Source organism: Buchnera aphidicola (Symydobius americanus) (genome assembly GCF_964059135.1).
GTDB lineage: Bacteria > Pseudomonadota > Gammaproteobacteria > Enterobacterales > Enterobacteriaceae > Buchnera_L > Buchnera_L aphidicola_AJ.
The window spans coordinates 435097-453427 of sequence record NZ_OZ060393.1; the positions used below are offsets into that span (position 1 = coordinate 435097).

Here is an 18331-nt window from a genome sequence, read left to right on the forward strand (position 1 = left end):
TTAAAATACTACCATTTTAGTATCTAAAATTATTAACCTAATCTATTTAATATGGAATATAAAATTAATATTGTTAACAAATGTAATAAAAAAATAAAAAATATGTTAATTAACAAGTGGAAATTAAAAAATCAAAAACATACAAAATACTCTCTTATTATTCAGCCTGATTGCCACCTAGAACTCAAAAATAATCTAGAACCAAAATTTAAAAATATATACATTAATTTAAATTATAAAAAAGTACAATTCTATAGAAATAATAAAAATCTAAAAATAGCAAAAGCAATAGGAATTAAAAAAAATAAAAAACTAATTGTATTAGATGCCACTGCTGGACTAGGAAAAGATTCATTTATATTTTTCTCTCTAGGGTGTAAAGTATTTATGATAGAACGAAATCCTGTTTTAGCTGCTTTACTTAACGATGGATTAGAAAGAGGATATAAAGATAAAAAAATTGGTAATTTATTAAAAAAAAATATTAAATTAATTCATACTTCTAAAATAACAACTTTACTATTAGAAAAAATTAAACCTGATGTCGTTTATTTAGATCCTATGTTTCCTAAAATCAAAAAAACCTCTTTATCTAAAAAAAATATTAGAATAATTAGAGATTTAGTTGGAAACGATAATGATTCTGATATTTTATTTCAAAAATTTCAATCATTAATGATTAAAAAAATTGTAGTGAAAAGACCTAGATATGCTAATCATCTAGGAAATAAAATACCAAAACATATCATAAAAACAAAGAAACATAGGTTTGACATTTACAAAAATTAAATTTCAAATAAATCAAGTTAAAATATTTATCATTAATAATCCATTATGAATAGTTAAATTATCTAATAACAAATAATTAATTAAATAAATAATATAGTTTATTTAATATTAGATTTAATTGTAGACATCATTTTTATTCCAATAATTAATACAAAAGAAATAAATATAGAAACTCCCATCCATCTCCCAAAAGACCAAAAAAATCCACCACATGTACCTAAAACACTAGAACCTAGATAATAAGAACATAAATATACTGAAGAAGCTTGTCCTGTATATATCTTAGCTTGATGTCCAATCCAACTACTTGCAATCGAATGAGCTGCAAAGAAACCAGATGAAAACAATATTAATCCTATAATAATTACAAATAATGTATTTGATTGTGTAATAATAATTCCCATTATCATAATTAATACAGAATATATCACAATATTTTTTCGACCATATTTTTCAATTAAAGAACTAGCCCTAGGAGAAGTATATACTCCAAATAAATATACAATAGAAAGCAAACCAATCATAATTTGATTTAAAAAAAACGGCTTCATCATAAGCCTGTATCCAATATAATTAAATACAGTTACAAAACTACCCATTAAAATAAAACCAATGATAAAAAGAACAGATAATAATTTATCATTCCACTGACATATTAAATCATATATTATCTGGCGAGGTTTTAAAGAAGTACTTTTAAAATTAATTGAAGATGGTAAACATACCACAAATAAAATAGATGCTATTAAGCATAAACATCCCATGATCATAATAGACATATTCCATGAAAAATAATTAATTAATATACTACTTAAAAACCTTCCGAAAAATCCACCAATAGTATTTCCACTAATATATAATCCAATTGCAAAAGGTAAAATTTTAGGATTTATTTCTTCGCTTAAATACGTCATAGCTACAGCAGCTACTCCACTTAAGGAAAAACCAGTCAATAAACGCATGATAATAATTTCATTCCAAGTATTCATACATGCACAAAGAATAGTGAAAAAAGTGGATAAAAATAATGAAATACTCATAATAATTTTACGACCAAAAAAATCAGATAATGATCCAGTTAATAACATACCAATAGCCATCGAGGCTGTTGCAAGAGATAAAGATAAACTACTTTGATATGGAGTTAAATGAAATTCAATAGAAAATGTTGGTAAGATAGGTTGTAAAGAATACAAAATTGAAAAAGTAGAAAATCCAGCAAAAAATAATGCTAAAATTATTCTAATAAATTGCTTTGTTCCTTTTTGGACATATGCGTGATTATTATCATTTGATTGCAGAGAATAATCATTATGATTCTCTTTTTGAATATTTTTTTTTAAATAAAACAAAATTTTTCCCTTATTAACAATGTTTTAATAAAACTGTATTAAATACAATAATAATATAATTTAAATGTTTTTAAGAAAAAAAATGAAAATAAATTAAATAATAGGCAAATTAATATTACCATCATATACATGTTCAGCCGGTCCTACCATATAAACTGCATGATCTAATCCATTCCAACTAATATTAAGATCACCCCCAAGTAAAGTTACTCTCACTTTTGAATCTAAAAAATCTTGTATTATTCCAACCACAACAGCAGCACAAGCACCACTACCACATGCTTTTGTTTCACCTACCCCTCTTTCATATACTCTAAAAATAATATGATTTCGATTAATAATTTGTATAAAATTAACATTAATTTGTTCAGGAAACAATACATGTTGACTTATTAAACTGCCTAGTTCATGAATTGGATATTTTAATATATCATTCACAATAATTACACAATGGGGATTACCAATAGAAACCGCACCAAAAAATATTTTTTTACTATTTATAATAATAGAATATTTCTTTAAAGCTTCCGGAAATAACATTGGTATTTTATCAGGATTAAAAACTGGTATCCCCATATTTACCTTAATTTGGTATTTGTTGTATATTTTAACATAGATAATATTTGTATGTGTTTTAAGAACTAACTGTTTCTTATGTGTAATTTTTTTTAGAAAAACAAAATAAGCGAAACATCTTGCACCATTTCCACATTGTGATACTTCTGATCCGTTAGAATTAAAAATACGATAAAAAAAATCAAAGTTTAAGTCATCAGATTTTTCCACAATTAATAATTGATCAAAACCAATTCCTGTATTTCTATCAGATAATTTTTGTATCTGAATACTAGAAATATTAAAAAATTGATTAATTTTATTTATAATAACAAAATCATTTCCAAGACCATGCATTTTTGAAAAATTTATTTTTTGAAAACTATTTTTAAGCATATTACGTATTTCACAAAAAATCATTAATAATTATAAATTATATTGTATTTTCTTAATAAAACACTAAAATATTTTTATAAACTAAAATATATTTTAAAAATACTATAAACAAAATGAAACTTACACAATTAGATTTCTACCTTCAATTCGAAAAAATATTATTTAAAATTGAAGAATACCTAAATACATTTCATGGTAAAAATGATATCGATTATGAAATTAATAACAATATTATGACAATATCATTTCAAAAAAATAATAAAATTATCATTAATAAACAAACAGCATTAAAACAAATTTGGTTAGCAACTAAAAAAAATGGATATCATTTTAATTATGAAAATTTTAATTGGATTTGTAATCGTACAAAAAGAAATATATGGAATATTTTAGAAGAATCTTTCTATACACAGGGTAAAGAAAAAGTAAATTTTTCCAATCTTTATGATAAAAATGATTTTAAAAACAATAAAAATTTTAAAAAATAAAGTTTTTATTTAACGATAATTCAAAAATATAAAATATTTATTTTCTGTTAAAATGAAATACTTATCATCATCATGAAACAAAAAATTATTCGAATTGCGACCCGAAAAAGTCCATTAGCATTATTACAATCCTATCATGTTAAGAAAAAAATTTTATATTTTTACCCTCATTTAAAAATTCAAATTATTCCTATCAATACTTACGGAGATCAAAATATTGATAAACCATTATATCGTATTAATGGAAAAAACATTTTTATTAAAGAATTAGAACTAGCACTATTAAAAAATCAAGCTGATATTGCAATTCATTCGATGAAAGATATTCCAATTAAAATACATAATCAATTACATTTAATTAGCATTTGTAAAAGAGGAAATCCATTAGATGCATTAGTCTCTAACTATTACAATTCAATTAACGAATTACCAATAGGCGCAATTATCGGAACATCTAGTTTAAGACGAAAATGTCAATTAATTTCCTATCGACCTGACTTAATCATTTATCCTATTCGAGGTAATATAGAAACCAGGATTAATAAATTAGATCTTGGAATGTATGACGCTATCATTCTTGGAGTAGAAGGATTAAATAAACTAAAATTAAAACATCGAATTAAACAAATTATATCAGAAAAATTATCTTTACCATCATGCGGACAAGGTGCAATTGGAATTGAATCTAGAAAATATGATAAAAATATTTCTATTATATTAAAAAAAATTAATAATACAAGTAGCTATATTAGCATAAAAGCAGAAAGATCTTTTTGTGAAATATTACAATCCGGGTGCCAAACACCAATAGGAAGTTTTGCAATTATAAAAAGAAATATATTATGGTTAAGAGGAATGATAGGATCTTCAGATGGGAAAGTCATACTAAAAGGTGAACAATATGGATCATTATCCAATGCAAAAAAAATAGGATACAAATTGGCTAAAAAATTATTAACATACGGAGCAAAAGAAATATTAAATATACATGATAAAAAATATAATTAAAAATGAAAATTTATTTTACATATTTAGAAATGTAATATTTTCGGCGAAAGAGGATTTGAACCTCTGACCTACTGGTCCCAAACCAGTTGCGCTACCAAGCTGCGCTATTCGCCGAAATATTCTAATAAAAAATTAAAGATGGGTGACTAATGGGGCTCGAACCCATGACATCTGGAATCACAATCCAGGACTCTACCAACTGAGCTATAGTCACCATAAACAGTTTTTAAAATATTAAATCTATAAAATTTCCATTCAAAAAAAAATATTTGCGCTCGACAGGATTTGAACCTGAGACCTCTACCTTCGGAGGGTAGCGCTCTATCCATCTGAGCTACGAGCGCTATATTTATAGCATATAGCGATTTATTTAAAATGTCTAGTATTTTCTTTAATGAAAAATAATCATTTTTATATACTATATTATACTCTATTCCAGGATATTTTATAAGATTTATTATATTTTAAGAACGTTTCATCATATTAAAAAATTCATTATTAGTTTTTGTCATAGATAATTTATTAATTAAAAATTCCATAGCATCAATTTCACTCATAGGATGAATAATTTTTCGTAAAATCCACATCTTTTGTAACTCATCTGATAAAGTTAATAACTCTTCTCTCCTTGTTCCAGATCTATTATAATCAATTGCAGGGAACACACGTTTTTCGGCAATTTTACGAGATAAAGGTAATTCCATATTACCAGTACCTTTAAATTCTTCATAAATTACTTCATCCATTTTCGAACCAGTATCAACTAATGCAGTAGCAATAATTGTTAAACTACCACCTTCCTCTATATTCCTTGCAGCTCCAAAAAAACGCTTAGGTCTATGCAAAGCATTTGCATCAATTCCACCAGTTAGTACTTTACCAGAAGAAGGAATTACAGTATTGTAAGCTCTTGCAAGTCTAGTAATTGAATCCAAAAGAATAATAACATCTTTTTTATGTTCAACTAATCGTTTTGCTCTTTCAATGACCATTTCAGCAACCTGAATATGCCGAGAAGCTGGCTCATCGAAAGTAGAGGCAACAACTTCACCTTTTACTAATCGCTGCATTTCAGTAACTTCTTCGGGTCTCTCATCAATTAACAATACCATCAAAATACAATCTGAATGATTGTACGCTATACTTTTTGCGATGTTTTGTAATAAAATAGTTTTTCCAGCCTTAGGGGGTGCTACAATCAAACCTCTTTGACCTCTCCCTATAGGAGAAGCTAAATCTAATACACGAGACGTAAGGTCTTCAGTAGAACCATTTCCCATCTCCATACGTAATCTAGAATTAGCATGTAAGGGTGTTAAATTTTCAAATAAAATCTTACTACGCGCATTTTCTGGTTGATCATAATTTACTTCATTAACTTTTAATAAAGCAAAATATCGCTCCCCATCTTTTGGGGGTCGAATTTTTCCAGATATAGTATCTCCTGTTCGTAAATTAAATCGACGAATTTGACTAGGAGAAACATATATATCATCAGGTCCAGCTAAATAAGAACTATCGGATGATCTTAAAAATCCAAATCCATCTTGTAATATTTCCAGTATACCATCACCAAATATGTCTTCACCAGTTTTTGAATGTTGTTTCAGAATAGTAAAAATAATATCTTGCTTCCTCATACGAGCTAAATTTTCTAAAGATATATTATTACCAAGAGCAATTAATTCAGAAACCGGCATGTTTTTAAGTGCGGTAAGATTCATAATAAGAGTTCTTAATTAAGATTGGGATATAATTTTAAAAAATATAAATATAATTTACAATATAAAAATTTATTATTTAATATAATTGTATAAAAAATAAAAAAAAATAATTTAAATTAATATTTTTTAAAATCACTAAATATATTAGCATTATTATAAAAAAAAATTATACAATATTAATATGCGAATTTAAAAATTTATTTATTTCTACTTTAGAAAGTACACCTGTCTTCGTAGAAATTAATTCATTATTGTTAAACAATAATAACGTTGGTATGCTAGAAACAGAATATTTTGATGCAATTTTTGGAAAATTATCAACATTAATTTTTGCAATAATTAAACAATTTTTATATTTTTCAAAAATTTCTTCTAAAATAGGAGCAAACATTTTACAAGGACCACACCATTCTGCCCAAAAATCTATCAATACAGGAAGTTTTGTTTGAGCAATTAAATCCTGAAAACTCTCTTCTGTTAAATTAAGAATATTATTACTCACAATATAGATTCCTTAAATAATATTATACTAATATAAATATTATACAAAATAAATAATAGTATTTTACAAAAATAGAGAATAAATAATTAAAATAATTTTTTCCAAAAAATATCTCGACTAGGTAATTCAAATAAAAATCGACTAGGTTTATTAAACAGTGTTTTTCCAAAATAATATCTTTTTTCGCAAAAACTCAATGTTAATTCTTTTTTAGCTCTTGTAATTCCAACATACATTAATCGTCGCTCTTCATCAATATTATTTTTTAGATTTTTTTCATAAGGTAAAATTCCTTCTTCCATTCCAATAATAAATACTGAAGAAAATTCTAATCCCTTAGAAGCATGAATTGTCATTAGTTGAATTTTATCTGATGAAATATCATTATTATTATAGTCTATATCATAATAACTTAATTGAATAATAATATCTAATAAATTTTCAAAAGATTTTTTCGTATAATCATTTAAAGCATTTTTTATCCAATTTAAAAAAATAACAATATTTTTTTTAATACAATCAATGTTTTTATTTTTTATAAAATTTTTTAATAACCATTTTGTATATTTTATGTCATAAATAATTTTATTTAATAATTCTGATGGTTTTTTTTGTGCAAATTCTAAAATTTCTTGAATCCAATTAAAAAAATTTAATAACCGTAAATTAGTTGATTGATTAATTTCTTTTTGAAAATCTTTATCTAAAATGACATTAAAATAACTTATATTTTTTTTTTTAGCCCATTTTTCAATTTTATTAATAGTAATTTTACCTATTTTTCTAGATGGAACATTAATAATTTTTAAAAAGGCAGAATCATCATTTTGATTTATAATAAATCTTAAATAAATAATTAAATATTTAATTTCTGGATGACTAAAAAATGAAGAATGATTATGAATAAAATAAGGAATTTTCTTAAGTAAAAAGATTTTCTCAAAAATTTTTGATTGATAATTATTTCTATATAAAATTGCATAATCTTTATAGAAATTTTGATAAATAGATTTATGTAACAATATATTTTTGAGAACTTCTTCTGCTTCCATATATTCATTTTCAAGATATAAGATACTTATTTTTTTTCCATCATCAAAGTTAGAAAATAATTTTTTTTTTATTATATGAGGATTATGAGAAATTAAATGATTAGCAGCATTTAAAATTCTTTTAGAAGAACGATAATTATGCTCCATTTTTATAATCTTTAATTTAGGATAATCATGTTTTAATAAAAAAATATTTTTTACACCAGCACCTCTCCAAGAATAAATTGATTGATCGTCATCACCTACTAAAGTAAAGTTTTGATGATTTTGAGTTAATAAATTAATAAATTGATATTGTATATAACTAGTATCCTGATATTCATCTACTAAAAGATACTTAATATAATTTTGCCATTTCAACAAAATAGATTTATGATTCTTAAATAACATAATTGGAACATAAATTAAATCATCAAAATCAAAAGCATGATATTTTTTTAAATATTGATTATATAAATAATAATAATATGAAAACTCTTTATCAATATTAGAAATAGAAACTTTCATTGCTTGTTCTGGACTAACTAATTTATTTTTTTGATATGATATATATATCAAAATCTTCTTAAATAAATTTTTATTCTTTTGAATCTTTTCATACGCAATTTTTTTAATAATATTTAATTGATCTGTATAATTAAATAAAGAATAGTTATTTCGATATTTTAAAACATTTAATTCATTGCGAATAATTTTCATACCTAATGCATGAAAAGTAGAAATATTTAAAGAACTATTATAATATTTTATACATATTTTTTTTCTAATTCGATGTTGCATTTCGCGAGCAGCTTTATTAGTAAAAGTAATTGCAAAAATTTCGTGTAATTGATATTTTTTAAGAGAAATTAACTGAATAATTTTACTTATAATTACAGTTGTTTTTCCTGAACCTGCTCCAGCTAATACTAAACATGGTCCATTGATTGTATTAATTGCTTTCTTTTGGCTATAATTAAGAGACATTAATAAATTAAAAATATTTATCAGATTTTTAATTGTAACATAATAATTAAAAAATATATAAATATTTTAAAATAAATGATTATACTAAATACTTTTCATATTCGTCATATGAACTCTTAATTGTCTGCCTATAATTTCAATAGGATGATTCTGAATACTGTCATTTAATAATTGTAATTCAATATTATTAATTTTGTTATCAGGATAAATATTTCCAATATCACCAAATTGTAATTGATTCATAAAAACATTAAAAATTGGAATAGCTCTTTTAGTAAATAAATAACTTCCATATTCAGCTGTATCTGAGATAACAATGTTCATCTCATAAAGACGTTTTCGAGCAATTGTATTCGCAATCAATGGTAATTCATGCAAAGATTCATAATATGCAGATTCTGCTTTAATTCCAGTTTCAACCATAGTTTCAAATGACAATTCTACACCAGCTTTCAATACAGCTATTAAAGCATTACCACAATCAAAATAATCTTTTTCTGCAAAACAGATATCAGAATTTAATGCTTTTTCAAATGCAGAATTTTTTATCTCATTTCTCCATAATAATAAATTTTGATCTTTATTCTTCCAATCTTCTATCATATGATAAGAAAATTTTCCTGAAATAATATCATCCATATGTTTTCTAAATAATGATCGGAACATTTTTTTTAGATAATTAGATAATTTACATATTCTAAATTTAGAAGCATTGGATACACGGCCCAACATTAAAGTAATTCCACCATGTTTTAAAGATTCACTTAAAATTTCCCAACCATATTGCAAAAGTTTAATTGCGTAAGATGATTTATGACCATTAGATATTAATTTTTCATACAAACATAATGAGCTAGTTTGTAATAAACCACACAAAATTGTTTGTTCTCCCATTAAATCAGATTTTACTTCAGCAATAAATGATGATTCTAATACTCCTGCATGATGACTACCTATAGAAAAAGCCCAAGCTTTAGCAATTTCTAAACCATAATTTAATGGATTATTTTCAACATGAACAGCAATTAATGCAGGAACACCAAATCCCCTTTTATACTCTTCTCTTACTTCAGTACCAGGGCATTTTGGAGCAACCATGATTACAGTAATATCTTTTCTAATTTGTTCTCCAACTTCAACAATATTAAAACCATGTGAATAACCTAAAGTAGCATTTTTTTTCATCAATGGTACTATATCTTGAACTAGCTTTGAATGTTGTTTATCTGGTGTTAAATTAATAATTAAATCAGCAAAAGGTATAAGTTCAGAATATGTTCCAACCGAAAAATTATTATCTACTGCATTTTTCCAAGAAATATTTTTACTTAAAATACTTTCTTCTTTTAATGCATACGAAATTTTTAAACCAGAATCTCTCATATTTAATCCCTGATTGAGACCTTGAGCACCACAACCAACAATAACTATATTATAATTTTTTAAAAAACTATTTTTATTATTAAATTCAGATTTATCCAAAAAACGACATTTATTTAATTGTATAACTTTTTCACGAAAATTCAATTTATTAAAATAATTACTCATGTATTATTTTCCTTAATTAAAATATTTTTTTTATATATTGATTTTACATAGAATTATTTTTTTTTATTCAAAAAATTTTTTAATTTATTAATATCTCTTACCGCACCCTTATCAGCACTAGTTGCAAAAGATGAATATAATTTTAAAGCAAATGAAACAGATCGAGTACGATGTTTAGGTTGATAAGAATTATTTTTCTTCAGTTCTTCAGTTTTGATACGTTTTTTTAATTCATCTTCCGTAATATCTAGTTGAATTGTACGATCATGAATATTAATATATATCATATCATTATTATGAATTAAAGCAATTAAACCTTTACTAGCAGCTTCTGGGGAAACATGACCAATAGATAATCCCGAAGTACCACCTGAAAATCTACCATCTGTAATTAAAGCACATGATTTATCAATTCCCATAGATTTTAAATATGTACTAGGATATAACATTTCTTGCATTCCAGGGCCACCTTTAGGTCCTTCGTATCGAATAATAATGGCATCTCCAGAATAAATTTTTCCTGATAATATCGCATCAACTGCAGAATCTTGACTTTCATAAACTTTTGCTGGTCCATGAAATATAAATTGTTCTTTTGTTAAACTAGCTGTTTTAATAATACATCCATTTTTTGCTATATTTCCATATAAAACAGCTAATCCTCCATCTTGACTAAACGCAAATTCTGATGATCTGATACATCCTGTACGCCGATCTTTATCAAGATCTTTCCAACGGAAGGATTGAGAATATGGTTTAACAGTGCGCGCACCCATTGGTCCTGAACGAAACATTTTAATTACTTCAACATCTTTTGTAACCATAATATCATACTGTTTTAAAGTATCCTTAAGAGAATAATTTAAAATATTTTTAACTTTATTATTTATTAATTTAATACGATTTAATTCTCCTAATATTCCCATTACTCCACCCGCACGATGTACATCCTCCATATGATATAAATTTGTACTTGGAGCAACCTTACATAAATGTGGAGTATTTTTAGATAAAATATCTATATCAGACATTTTAAAATTAATTTTACCCTCTTGAGCAGCTGCTAATAAATGTAAAACTGTATTAGTTGAACCACCCATAGCAAGATCTAATTTCATTGCATTTTCAAAAGAATGTTTATTTGCAATTGATCGCGGGAGAGCAGTATTATCATTATTTTCATAATATCTCTTAGTTAATTCAACAATAGTTTTTGCAGAATTAATGAACATTTTTTTTCTATCTACATGTGTGGCTAATAAAGTTCCTGAACCGGGTAAAGATAAACCCATAGCTTCGATTAAACAATTCATAGAATTAGCCGTAAACATTCCCGAACAAGATCCACAAGTAGGACATGCTGAACGTTCAATATCATCAATAATATCATCTGATATATTAGGATTAGCACTATAACTAATTGCATCAACTAAATTAATTTTATGATTGATATTAGAAGAATGCAAATTATTCATTTTGCCCGCTTCCATTGGTCCACCCGAGATAAATACAGATGGAATATTTAATCTCAAAGATGCCATTAACATACCAGGAGTAATTTTATCACAATTAGTAATGCAAATCATAGAATCAACACAATGAGCATTGATAACATATTCTATAGAATCTGCAATTAAATCACGAGAAGGTAAAGAATATAACATACCATCATGTCCCATAGCAATTCCATCATCAATAGCAATTGTATTAAATTCTTTTGCAACACCTCCAGAAATATAAATTTGTTCAGCAATTAATTTTCCAACTTTCCGTAAATGAATATGACCTGGTACGAATTGTGAAAATGAATTAACAACAGCAATAATAGGTTTTTTAAAGTCATCATCATTCATTCCTGTAGCACGCCATAAAGACCTAGCCCCTGCCATATTTCTTCCATTAGTACTTGTTTTAGAGCGATACACAGGCATAAATTTTCCTCTAACAAAAAATATTTTCTTTTTAGATATATTATTTAATTGAAATTAAAAATTTTCAGGGATGGAGGGACTTGAACCCCCAACATTCGGTTTTGGAGACCGACACTCTACCAAATTGAGTTACATCCCTATGCATTTATTATACTATATTTTTATATATTTAGTCCAGTTTAAAGTATTTTAGATAAAAATTAATATTCTAAATTTATAATATTAATAATAAAAATTTAAAATAGTTAAATATTTAAATAATTTTTTAAGAAAGATAATTTTTATCATAATTTAAATCAAATTTAATATAAGATATCAATAAATTAATTTAATAAAATGAATTATATACTTTATATGAAATTACTGAGGAAAAATATTTATGAAATTTCCAATCTATTTAGATTATGCGTCAACTACTCCAGTAGATGATAAAGTATTAAAGAAAATGATGCAATATTTAACATTGAATGGAAAATTTGGAAATCCATCTTCTCGTTCTCATTGGTTTGGTTGGTCAGCTGAAGAAGCAATAGATATTGCTAGAGAAGAAATAGCAAAATTAATTAATGCAGATTCGCGTGAAATTATATTTACTTCAGGAGCAACTGAATCTAATAATTTAGCTATTAAAGGATGTGCGGAATTTTATTACAAAAAAGGAAATCATATAATTACAAGTAGTGTAGAACATAAATCTGTATTAGATACTTGTAAATTTCTTGAAAAAAAAAAATATAAAATTACCTATATTAATCCAGAAAAAAATGGACTAATTGATATAAAAAAAATAGAATCAGCTATTAATAAAAAAACTATTTTAATTTCTATTCTTTATGTTAATAATGAAACAGGTACTTTGCAAGATATTTATAAAATTTCAAAAATTTGTTCTATAAACAATATTTTATTTCATGTAGATGCAACACAAGGTATTGGAAAAATTCCTCTAGATCTTCAAAAGATTAAAATAAATTTAATGTCTTTCTCTGGACATAAAATTTATGGACCAAAAGGAATAGGTGTATTATATGTTAAAAGAAAACCTAGAGTAAGATTATCTGCTCAAATTCATGGAGGTGGACATGAACGTGGCATGCGATCTGGAACTTTACCGGTACATCAAATTATAGGTATGAGTGAAGCATGTCGTATTCTCAGAAAAAAAATTTCTATTGAATCATTAAATTTATTAAATTTAAGAAATCATTTATGGGATGGAATTAAAAACATAGAAGAAATTCATTTAAATACAAATTTAAAAAATAGTGCTCCTCATATATTAAATGTGAGTTTTAACTATGTTGAAGGTGAATCATTAATTATGGCATTAAAAAATTTAGCTGTTTCTTCAGGATCTGCTTGTACTTCTGCTAGTTTAGAACCTTCTTATGTATTAAAATCATTGGGATTATCAGATGAGTTAGCACATAGTTCTATTAGATTTTCAATTGGACGATTTACAACAATAGAAGAAATTAATTATGCTATTAATATTATTCATAAATCAATAAAAAAATTACGCAATTTATCACCATTATGGGAAATGTTTAAATCAGGTATTGATTTAAATAAAGTAAAATGGAAATATAATTAATATATAATTATTTTTTTTGTAGGATTATAATATGGCATATAGTAAAAAAGTATTAGATCATTATGAAAATCCTAGAAATGCTGGTTCCTTTGAAAATTATGATGCTAAGAATATTGGAAATGGTTTAGTAGGAGCACCTGCATGTGGAGATGTTATGAAATTACAAATTAAAGTTAATCAAAAAGGTATTATAAAAGATGCTTGTTTCAAAACATATGGATGTGGTTCTGCAATAGCATCTAGTTCACTTGTTACAGAATGGATTAAAGGAAAATCTCTGGAAGAAGCAGAAAATATTCAAAATAGTAAAATCGCGGAAGAATTGGAATTACCTCCAGTAAAAATTCATTGTTCTATTTTAGCAGAAAGTGCGATTAAAGCCGCTATATTGGACTATAGAAAAAAGAACCAATAATTAGATAATTAATTTTTAAATTAATGTAATACATTCAAATATTTTTAAACATTTGAATGTATTGAAAATTACTATTTATATAATTTAATTTTTAATTTATATAAAATATTTTTAAATAATATTTTTATTAAGTGAAGAATTATGAATTATTTTGAATTATTTGAAATATCTGAAAATATTAAAATTGATCAAGCGTTATTATCTGCTAAGTTTTATGAATTACAAAGAAAATTTCATCCTGATAAATTTATTCAATTACCATTATTAGAACAACAAAAAAAATTAAAAGAATCCATTGTAATTAATAAAGCTTATCATGTTTTAAAAAATTTTTTTTTAAGAGCAAAATATATTTTATCATTACACGGATTTGATTTATTAAATAAAAATGATTTAATACAAGATAAAAATTTTTTAATTGAACAATTTCATTTATCTGAAAAATTGCAAAACATCAATAAAAAATCTAAAAATTTTTCTGAAATAAAAAAATTAAGATTACATATTAAAAATTGTATAAAAAAACATCAAGATGAAATAATATTTGCATTAAATAAAAAAGAATGGAAAACAGCAATAGATATTTTAAAAAAAATATCTTTTTTTTTAAAAAAGGATATTTTTCTAAAAAATATAAGCATTGAATACAATATATAAAAAATATAAGGATAAATTTTTATGAATTCTTTGAATCAAAAGAAAATAAAAAAAAAAAAATTATTTCATGAAAAAACAGTTCTTGGAGTTGATTTTGGGACAAGTTATTCAGTAATATCTTATAAATATAATAAAACCATTAATATTATTAATAATTCCAAAAAAGAATATTTAATTCCATCTATTGTATATTTTCAAAAAAACAAAATTACAGTAGGTAAAAAAATTGAAAATATGCTCATTCTTGATCCTGAAAATACTGTTATTTCTATTAAAAGACTAATTGGTCATTCATTAGAATATATTAAAAATACATATCCTAATTTGCCATATAAATTAGAATTTGATTCTATTAAAAAAGAAGTTTTGATTTGTACCAAATATCAAAAAATTACTCCTAGCGAAATAGCTGGTAAAATTTTACGTTATTTATTAAATAAATCATCAAATTTTTTAAATAAAAGTATTTATGGAATAGTATTAACAATACCAGCATATTTTGATCATATACAAAGAAAAAATATTAAACATGCTTCTGAAATTGCTGGTATTAAAATTTTACGATTATTAAATGAACCAACTGCTGCTGCCATTGCTTATGGTTTACATTTTAAAAAAGATACTACTATATTAGTATATGACCTTGGAGGAGGAACATTTGATGTTTCGATTTTAAAAGTATCAAATGGTATTTTTGAAGTATTAGCAATTAATGGAGATTCTCAATTAGGAGGTGATGATTTTGATGATATTTTAGCTAAATATTTGTTTTCTAAATTTAGATTTTCATTTAAAAAATATCATTCATCGTATAGATATTTTTTAAAATGTGCAAATCAAATTAAAATGCTTTTAAGTAAATCAGATTCTATAATTTTTAAGATATATAATAAAACATTTAAAATTAATAGAAATAAATTTAATTCATTAATTAATCATTTAGTAGAAAAAACTATTTTCTTATGTAAAAAAACTATAAAACAATCTTGCATTAAAATAAAACAGATTAATGAAATAATTTTAGTTGGAGGATCTACATTAATTCCATATATTCAAAAAAAGGTTGAAATTACTTTTCAAAGGAAAATTTTAAATTCAATTAATCCCAGAAAAGTGGTTGCAATTGGGGCTGGTATTCATGCAGTTAACTTGGTAGAGCCTAATTTTAATAACAATCAAATGATTTTATTAGATGTACTTCCAATTTCTTTAGGTATTGAAATAATGGGAGGTATAATGGAATGTATTATTCCAGCAAATACAACTCTTCCAATTAGTAAAAAAAAATTTTTTACTACTTTTCGTGATAATCAAAAATCGATCATTGTACATATTTTACAAGGAGAAAAATTATATGTTAAAGATTGTAAATCTTTAGCTAAATTTTCTTTTGGTAATATTCCATTAAAACCAGCTGGAAAAGTTTATATATCTGTAACATTTGAAATCGATACAAATGGTATTTTAAATGTCTTTGTCAAGGAGAATACTAAACACTTAAAAATGAAATTAGAATTAGATTCTAATTCAATATTATCTCATTAAATTAATAAAATAATAGATTTTTAAAGATTACTATTATATAAATTTAAAAAAATATAATAAAAATATCAATTTAAAAAAGGAAAATTAAATATGTTGAAGGTTATTTTTTTACCTCACAAAATTTTAATACCATCTGGAGGAATATTTCATGCTGATATTGGAGAAAGTATTTTAGATATTGCTCTAAAAAATAATATTAATATTCAACATGCATGTGAGAAATCCTGTGCATGTAGTACATGCCATTGTATTATAGAAGCTGGATGTAAATCATTATCAAAAATTACAGAAAAAGAAAATGATGTTTTAGATAAAGTTATGCAATTAGAATATAACAGTAGATTATCTTGCCAAGCAAAAATTATTAATAATATTGAAACTATCAAAGTTAAAATACCATTATATTAATTTATAATTAATGTTTTGAATTAACATAGGGATTGTTATTTTTTTTAAATATAATTTTAATACATGTATGTTTGATATTTAATTTTTTTTGAAAAAAGTTAATCAAATATTTTTTATAAGTATTTGAAATAAAAGAAGTTTTATTTCCATGTATTAATATTATAAAAGGTTGATAACTTACAACATGAGCATATTTTAATTTTATTTCTTTTCCTTTTATAAGAGGAATGGGATTTTTTTGTATTGCATATTGCATAATTTTTGTTAATTTAGAGGATTTAATATTTTTATTAAAAGTTTTATAAACTTCATTAATTAAATCAAATATTTTATTAATTCCTATGTTATATAATGCAGAAATAAAATGAATTTGAATAAATTTAATAAATTTATTTTTTTTAATTAGATAATTTTTTATATTTTTTTTTTCCTGAATGCAAATATTTTCTGATTTATTTATAATAATTATTAATGATTTTCCAATATTAATAACTTCATTTAATATTAATAAATCTTTTTTAGAAATTTTTTGTTGATAATCAATTATTAAGATACAAATATTAGATTTACGGATTTGATCTATTGTTTTATATTTTGCTAAATATTGTATATTTTCTTTAATTTTATTCTTTTTTTCTATACCAGCTGTATCTGTAATTTGATAGTTCTTATTTTCATGACATTTTGTTACTGTAATATAATCTCTTGTTGTTCCTGCTAAGTTATGTGTAACAACTCTTTCTTCATTGATCAATGAATTTAATAAAGTAGATTTTCCAACATTGGGTTTTCCTATAATACATATTTTTATTTTAGGATGATATATTTTATCAAATTTTTTAATTGTAAGATTTAATTTTTCTTGGTTTGTTTTTATCCAAGGAATGATATTTATTTTAATTAATTTATGAATGTTCTTTTTTGAAATTGCTGAAATAAAAATAATATGCTTAATCCCTAATATATAGTATTCATTAAAAATTAATTGATTTTTGTTAATTTTATCAATTTGATTAACAATTAAAAAGATATTTTTGCTTTTTTTTCTAAGATATCCTAAGATTTCTCTATCTTGAAATGTCACTCCATCATTTGCATTTAATACGAGAAATATTAAATGTGCCTCTTTAATTGCAATTTTCGTCTGCTGAAGAATTTTATATTCTATTGTTTTTTTTAAATTTATAAAATTTTTTATTCCTGCAGTATCATAAATGGATATTTTAAAATTTTTATAATTTAAATATCCATGATTTCTATCTCTTGTAGATATTAAATCATCTTTACTAATTAATGCATTATTTTTATTTATTAATTGATTAAATATTGTAGATTTACCAACGTAGTTTCGTCCAATTAAGGTAATGATAGGAATCATATAGAATAAACTCTTTTTTTTAA

General features: G+C 23.8%; 16 protein-coding genes and 4 tRNA genes. 8 read left to right on the forward strand and 12 right to left on the reverse strand.

Annotated features, from left to right (window positions below; all coding sequences use genetic code 11):
* Positions 1 to 102 precede the first annotated feature (102 nt).
* On the forward strand, positions 103 to 789 hold the full coding sequence (locus tag AB4W55_RS02150) for a class I SAM-dependent methyltransferase (RefSeq protein ID WP_367672462.1): 687 nt from the start codon (positions 103 to 105) through the stop codon (positions 787 to 789).
* Between the two features lie 98 nt (positions 790 to 887).
* Here the strand turns inward: AB4W55_RS02150 and AB4W55_RS02155 are convergent, their stop codons facing one another.
* Both AB4W55_RS02155 and dapF read right to left on the reverse strand, forming a co-directional pair.
* Positions 888 to 2141: an MFS transporter gene (locus tag AB4W55_RS02155; RefSeq protein WP_367672463.1), complete on the reverse strand. Its 1254-nt coding sequence runs from the start codon at positions 2139 to 2141 to the stop codon at positions 888 to 890.
* Between the two features lie 93 nt (positions 2142 to 2234).
* Positions 2235 to 3068 carry a diaminopimelate epimerase gene (dapF, locus tag AB4W55_RS02160; protein ID WP_367672807.1) on the reverse strand — a complete coding sequence of 278 codons (834 nt, stop codon included), beginning with the start codon at positions 3066 to 3068 and terminating at the stop codon, positions 2235 to 2237.
* 137 nt (positions 3069 to 3205) lie between these two features.
* Here dapF and cyaY point away from each other — a divergent pair, with 137 nt between their 5' ends.
* Positions 3206 to 3580: an iron donor protein CyaY gene (cyaY, locus tag AB4W55_RS02165; protein ID WP_367672465.1), complete on the forward strand. Its 375-nt coding sequence runs from the start codon at positions 3206 to 3208 to the stop codon at positions 3578 to 3580.
* Between the two features lie 72 nt (positions 3581 to 3652).
* On the forward strand, positions 3653 to 4588 hold the full coding sequence (gene hemC, locus AB4W55_RS02170) for a hydroxymethylbilane synthase (protein WP_367672467.1): 936 nt from the start codon (positions 3653 to 3655) through the stop codon (positions 4586 to 4588).
* A 40-nt stretch (positions 4589 to 4628) separates the two neighbouring features.
* Here hemC and AB4W55_RS02175 read toward each other — a convergent pair.
* From AB4W55_RS02175 to AB4W55_RS02215, 9 genes are all read right to left on the reverse strand, one after another.
* A tRNA-Pro gene (locus tag AB4W55_RS02175) sits at positions 4629 to 4702 on the reverse strand.
* A 27-nt stretch (positions 4703 to 4729) separates the two neighbouring features.
* Positions 4730 to 4802 (reverse strand) — tRNA-His (locus AB4W55_RS02180).
* A gap of 56 nt (positions 4803 to 4858) precedes the next feature.
* Positions 4859 to 4932, reverse strand: a tRNA-Arg gene (locus AB4W55_RS02185).
* Positions 4933 to 5052: 120 nt separating this feature from the next.
* Positions 5053 to 6312, reverse strand: a complete 1260-nt coding sequence (gene rho, locus AB4W55_RS02190; protein ID WP_367672468.1) for a transcription termination factor Rho — start codon at positions 6310 to 6312, stop codon at positions 5053 to 5055.
* Positions 6313 to 6478: 166 nt separating this feature from the next.
* The gene (gene trxA / locus AB4W55_RS02195; RefSeq protein WP_367672809.1) at positions 6479 to 6817 is read right to left on the reverse strand and encodes a thioredoxin; all 339 of its coding nucleotides are present in this window, start codon (positions 6815 to 6817) and stop codon (positions 6479 to 6481) included.
* Positions 6818 to 6900: 83 nt separating this feature from the next.
* Positions 6901 to 8832: a UvrD-helicase domain-containing protein gene (locus tag AB4W55_RS02200; protein WP_367672470.1), complete on the reverse strand. Its 1932-nt coding sequence runs from the start codon at positions 8830 to 8832 to the stop codon at positions 6901 to 6903.
* An 84-nt stretch (positions 8833 to 8916) separates the two neighbouring features.
* Complete coding sequence (gene ilvC, locus AB4W55_RS02205) at positions 8917 to 10380, reverse strand: ketol-acid reductoisomerase (protein ID WP_367672472.1); 1464 nt, start codon at positions 10378 to 10380, stop codon at positions 8917 to 8919.
* 53 nt (positions 10381 to 10433) lie between these two features.
* Positions 10434 to 12311, reverse strand: a complete 1878-nt coding sequence (gene ilvD / locus AB4W55_RS02210; protein ID WP_367672473.1) for a dihydroxy-acid dehydratase — start codon at positions 12309 to 12311, stop codon at positions 10434 to 10436.
* Between the two features lie 65 nt (positions 12312 to 12376).
* Positions 12377 to 12450 (reverse strand) — tRNA-Trp (locus AB4W55_RS02215).
* A gap of 240 nt (positions 12451 to 12690) precedes the next feature.
* Here AB4W55_RS02215 and AB4W55_RS02220 point away from each other — a divergent pair.
* The 5 genes from AB4W55_RS02220 to AB4W55_RS02240 all read left to right on the forward strand — a co-directional run bounded on the left by AB4W55_RS02220 (position 12691) and on the right by AB4W55_RS02240 (position 16930).
* Positions 12691 to 13905 (forward strand): IscS subfamily cysteine desulfurase, encoded by a 1215-nt coding sequence (locus tag AB4W55_RS02220; RefSeq protein ID WP_367672474.1) that lies wholly within the window; start codon positions 12691 to 12693, stop codon positions 13903 to 13905.
* Positions 13906 to 13936: 31 nt separating this feature from the next.
* Positions 13937 to 14320 (forward strand): Fe-S cluster assembly scaffold IscU, encoded by a 384-nt coding sequence (iscU, locus tag AB4W55_RS02225; RefSeq protein ID WP_367672476.1) that lies wholly within the window; start codon positions 13937 to 13939, stop codon positions 14318 to 14320.
* A gap of 141 nt (positions 14321 to 14461) precedes the next feature.
* A complete protein-coding gene (gene hscB, locus AB4W55_RS02230) occupies positions 14462 to 14977 on the forward strand; it encodes a Fe-S protein assembly co-chaperone HscB (protein WP_367672478.1) in 516 nt (171 codons plus the stop codon).
* A gap of 21 nt (positions 14978 to 14998) precedes the next feature.
* The gene (locus tag AB4W55_RS02235) at positions 14999 to 16522 is read left to right on the forward strand and encodes an Hsp70 family protein (RefSeq protein ID WP_367672479.1); all 1524 of its coding nucleotides are present in this window, start codon (positions 14999 to 15001) and stop codon (positions 16520 to 16522) included.
* Positions 16523 to 16612: 90 nt separating this feature from the next.
* Positions 16613 to 16930, forward strand: a complete 318-nt coding sequence (locus AB4W55_RS02240) for a 2Fe-2S iron-sulfur cluster-binding protein (RefSeq protein ID WP_367672480.1) — start codon at positions 16613 to 16615, stop codon at positions 16928 to 16930.
* A gap of 7 nt (positions 16931 to 16937) precedes the next feature.
* Here the strand turns inward: AB4W55_RS02240 and der are convergent.
* Positions 16938 to 18331 (reverse strand): ribosome biogenesis GTPase Der (der, locus tag AB4W55_RS02245; protein WP_367672482.1); only part of this gene is annotated, 1394 nt, incomplete at its 5' end.

Coding starts and splice junctions, on each gene's coding strand:
- AB4W55_RS02150 (WP_367672462.1), top strand. CDS start 103: ATGTTAATTAACAAGTGGAAATTAAAAAATCAAAAACATACAAAATAC.
- cyaY (WP_367672465.1), top strand. CDS start 3,206: ATGAAACTTACACAATTAGATTTCTACCTTCAATTCGAAAAAATATTA.
- hemC (WP_367672467.1), top strand. CDS start 3,653: ATGAAACAAAAAATTATTCGAATTGCGACCCGAAAAAGTCCATTAGCA.
- rho (WP_367672468.1), bottom strand. CDS start 6,312: ATGAATCTTACCGCACTTAAAAACATGCCGGTTTCTGAATTAATTGCT.
- AB4W55_RS02200 (WP_367672470.1), bottom strand. CDS start 8,832: ATGTCTCTTAATTATAGCCAAAAGAAAGCAATTAATACAATCAATGGA.
- ilvC (WP_367672472.1), bottom strand. CDS start 10,380: ATGAGTAATTATTTTAATAAATTGAATTTTCGTGAAAAAGTTATACAA.
- ilvD (WP_367672473.1), bottom strand. CDS start 12,311: ATGCCTGTGTATCGCTCTAAAACAAGTACTAATGGAAGAAATATGGCA.
- AB4W55_RS02220 (WP_367672474.1), top strand. CDS start 12,691: ATGAAATTTCCAATCTATTTAGATTATGCGTCAACTACTCCAGTAGAT.
- iscU (WP_367672476.1), top strand. CDS start 13,937: ATGGCATATAGTAAAAAAGTATTAGATCATTATGAAAATCCTAGAAAT.
- hscB (WP_367672478.1), top strand. CDS start 14,462: ATGAATTATTTTGAATTATTTGAAATATCTGAAAATATTAAAATTGAT.
- AB4W55_RS02235 (WP_367672479.1), top strand. CDS start 14,999: ATGAATTCTTTGAATCAAAAGAAAATAAAAAAAAAAAAATTATTTCAT.
- AB4W55_RS02240 (WP_367672480.1), top strand. CDS start 16,613: ATGTTGAAGGTTATTTTTTTACCTCACAAAATTTTAATACCATCTGGA.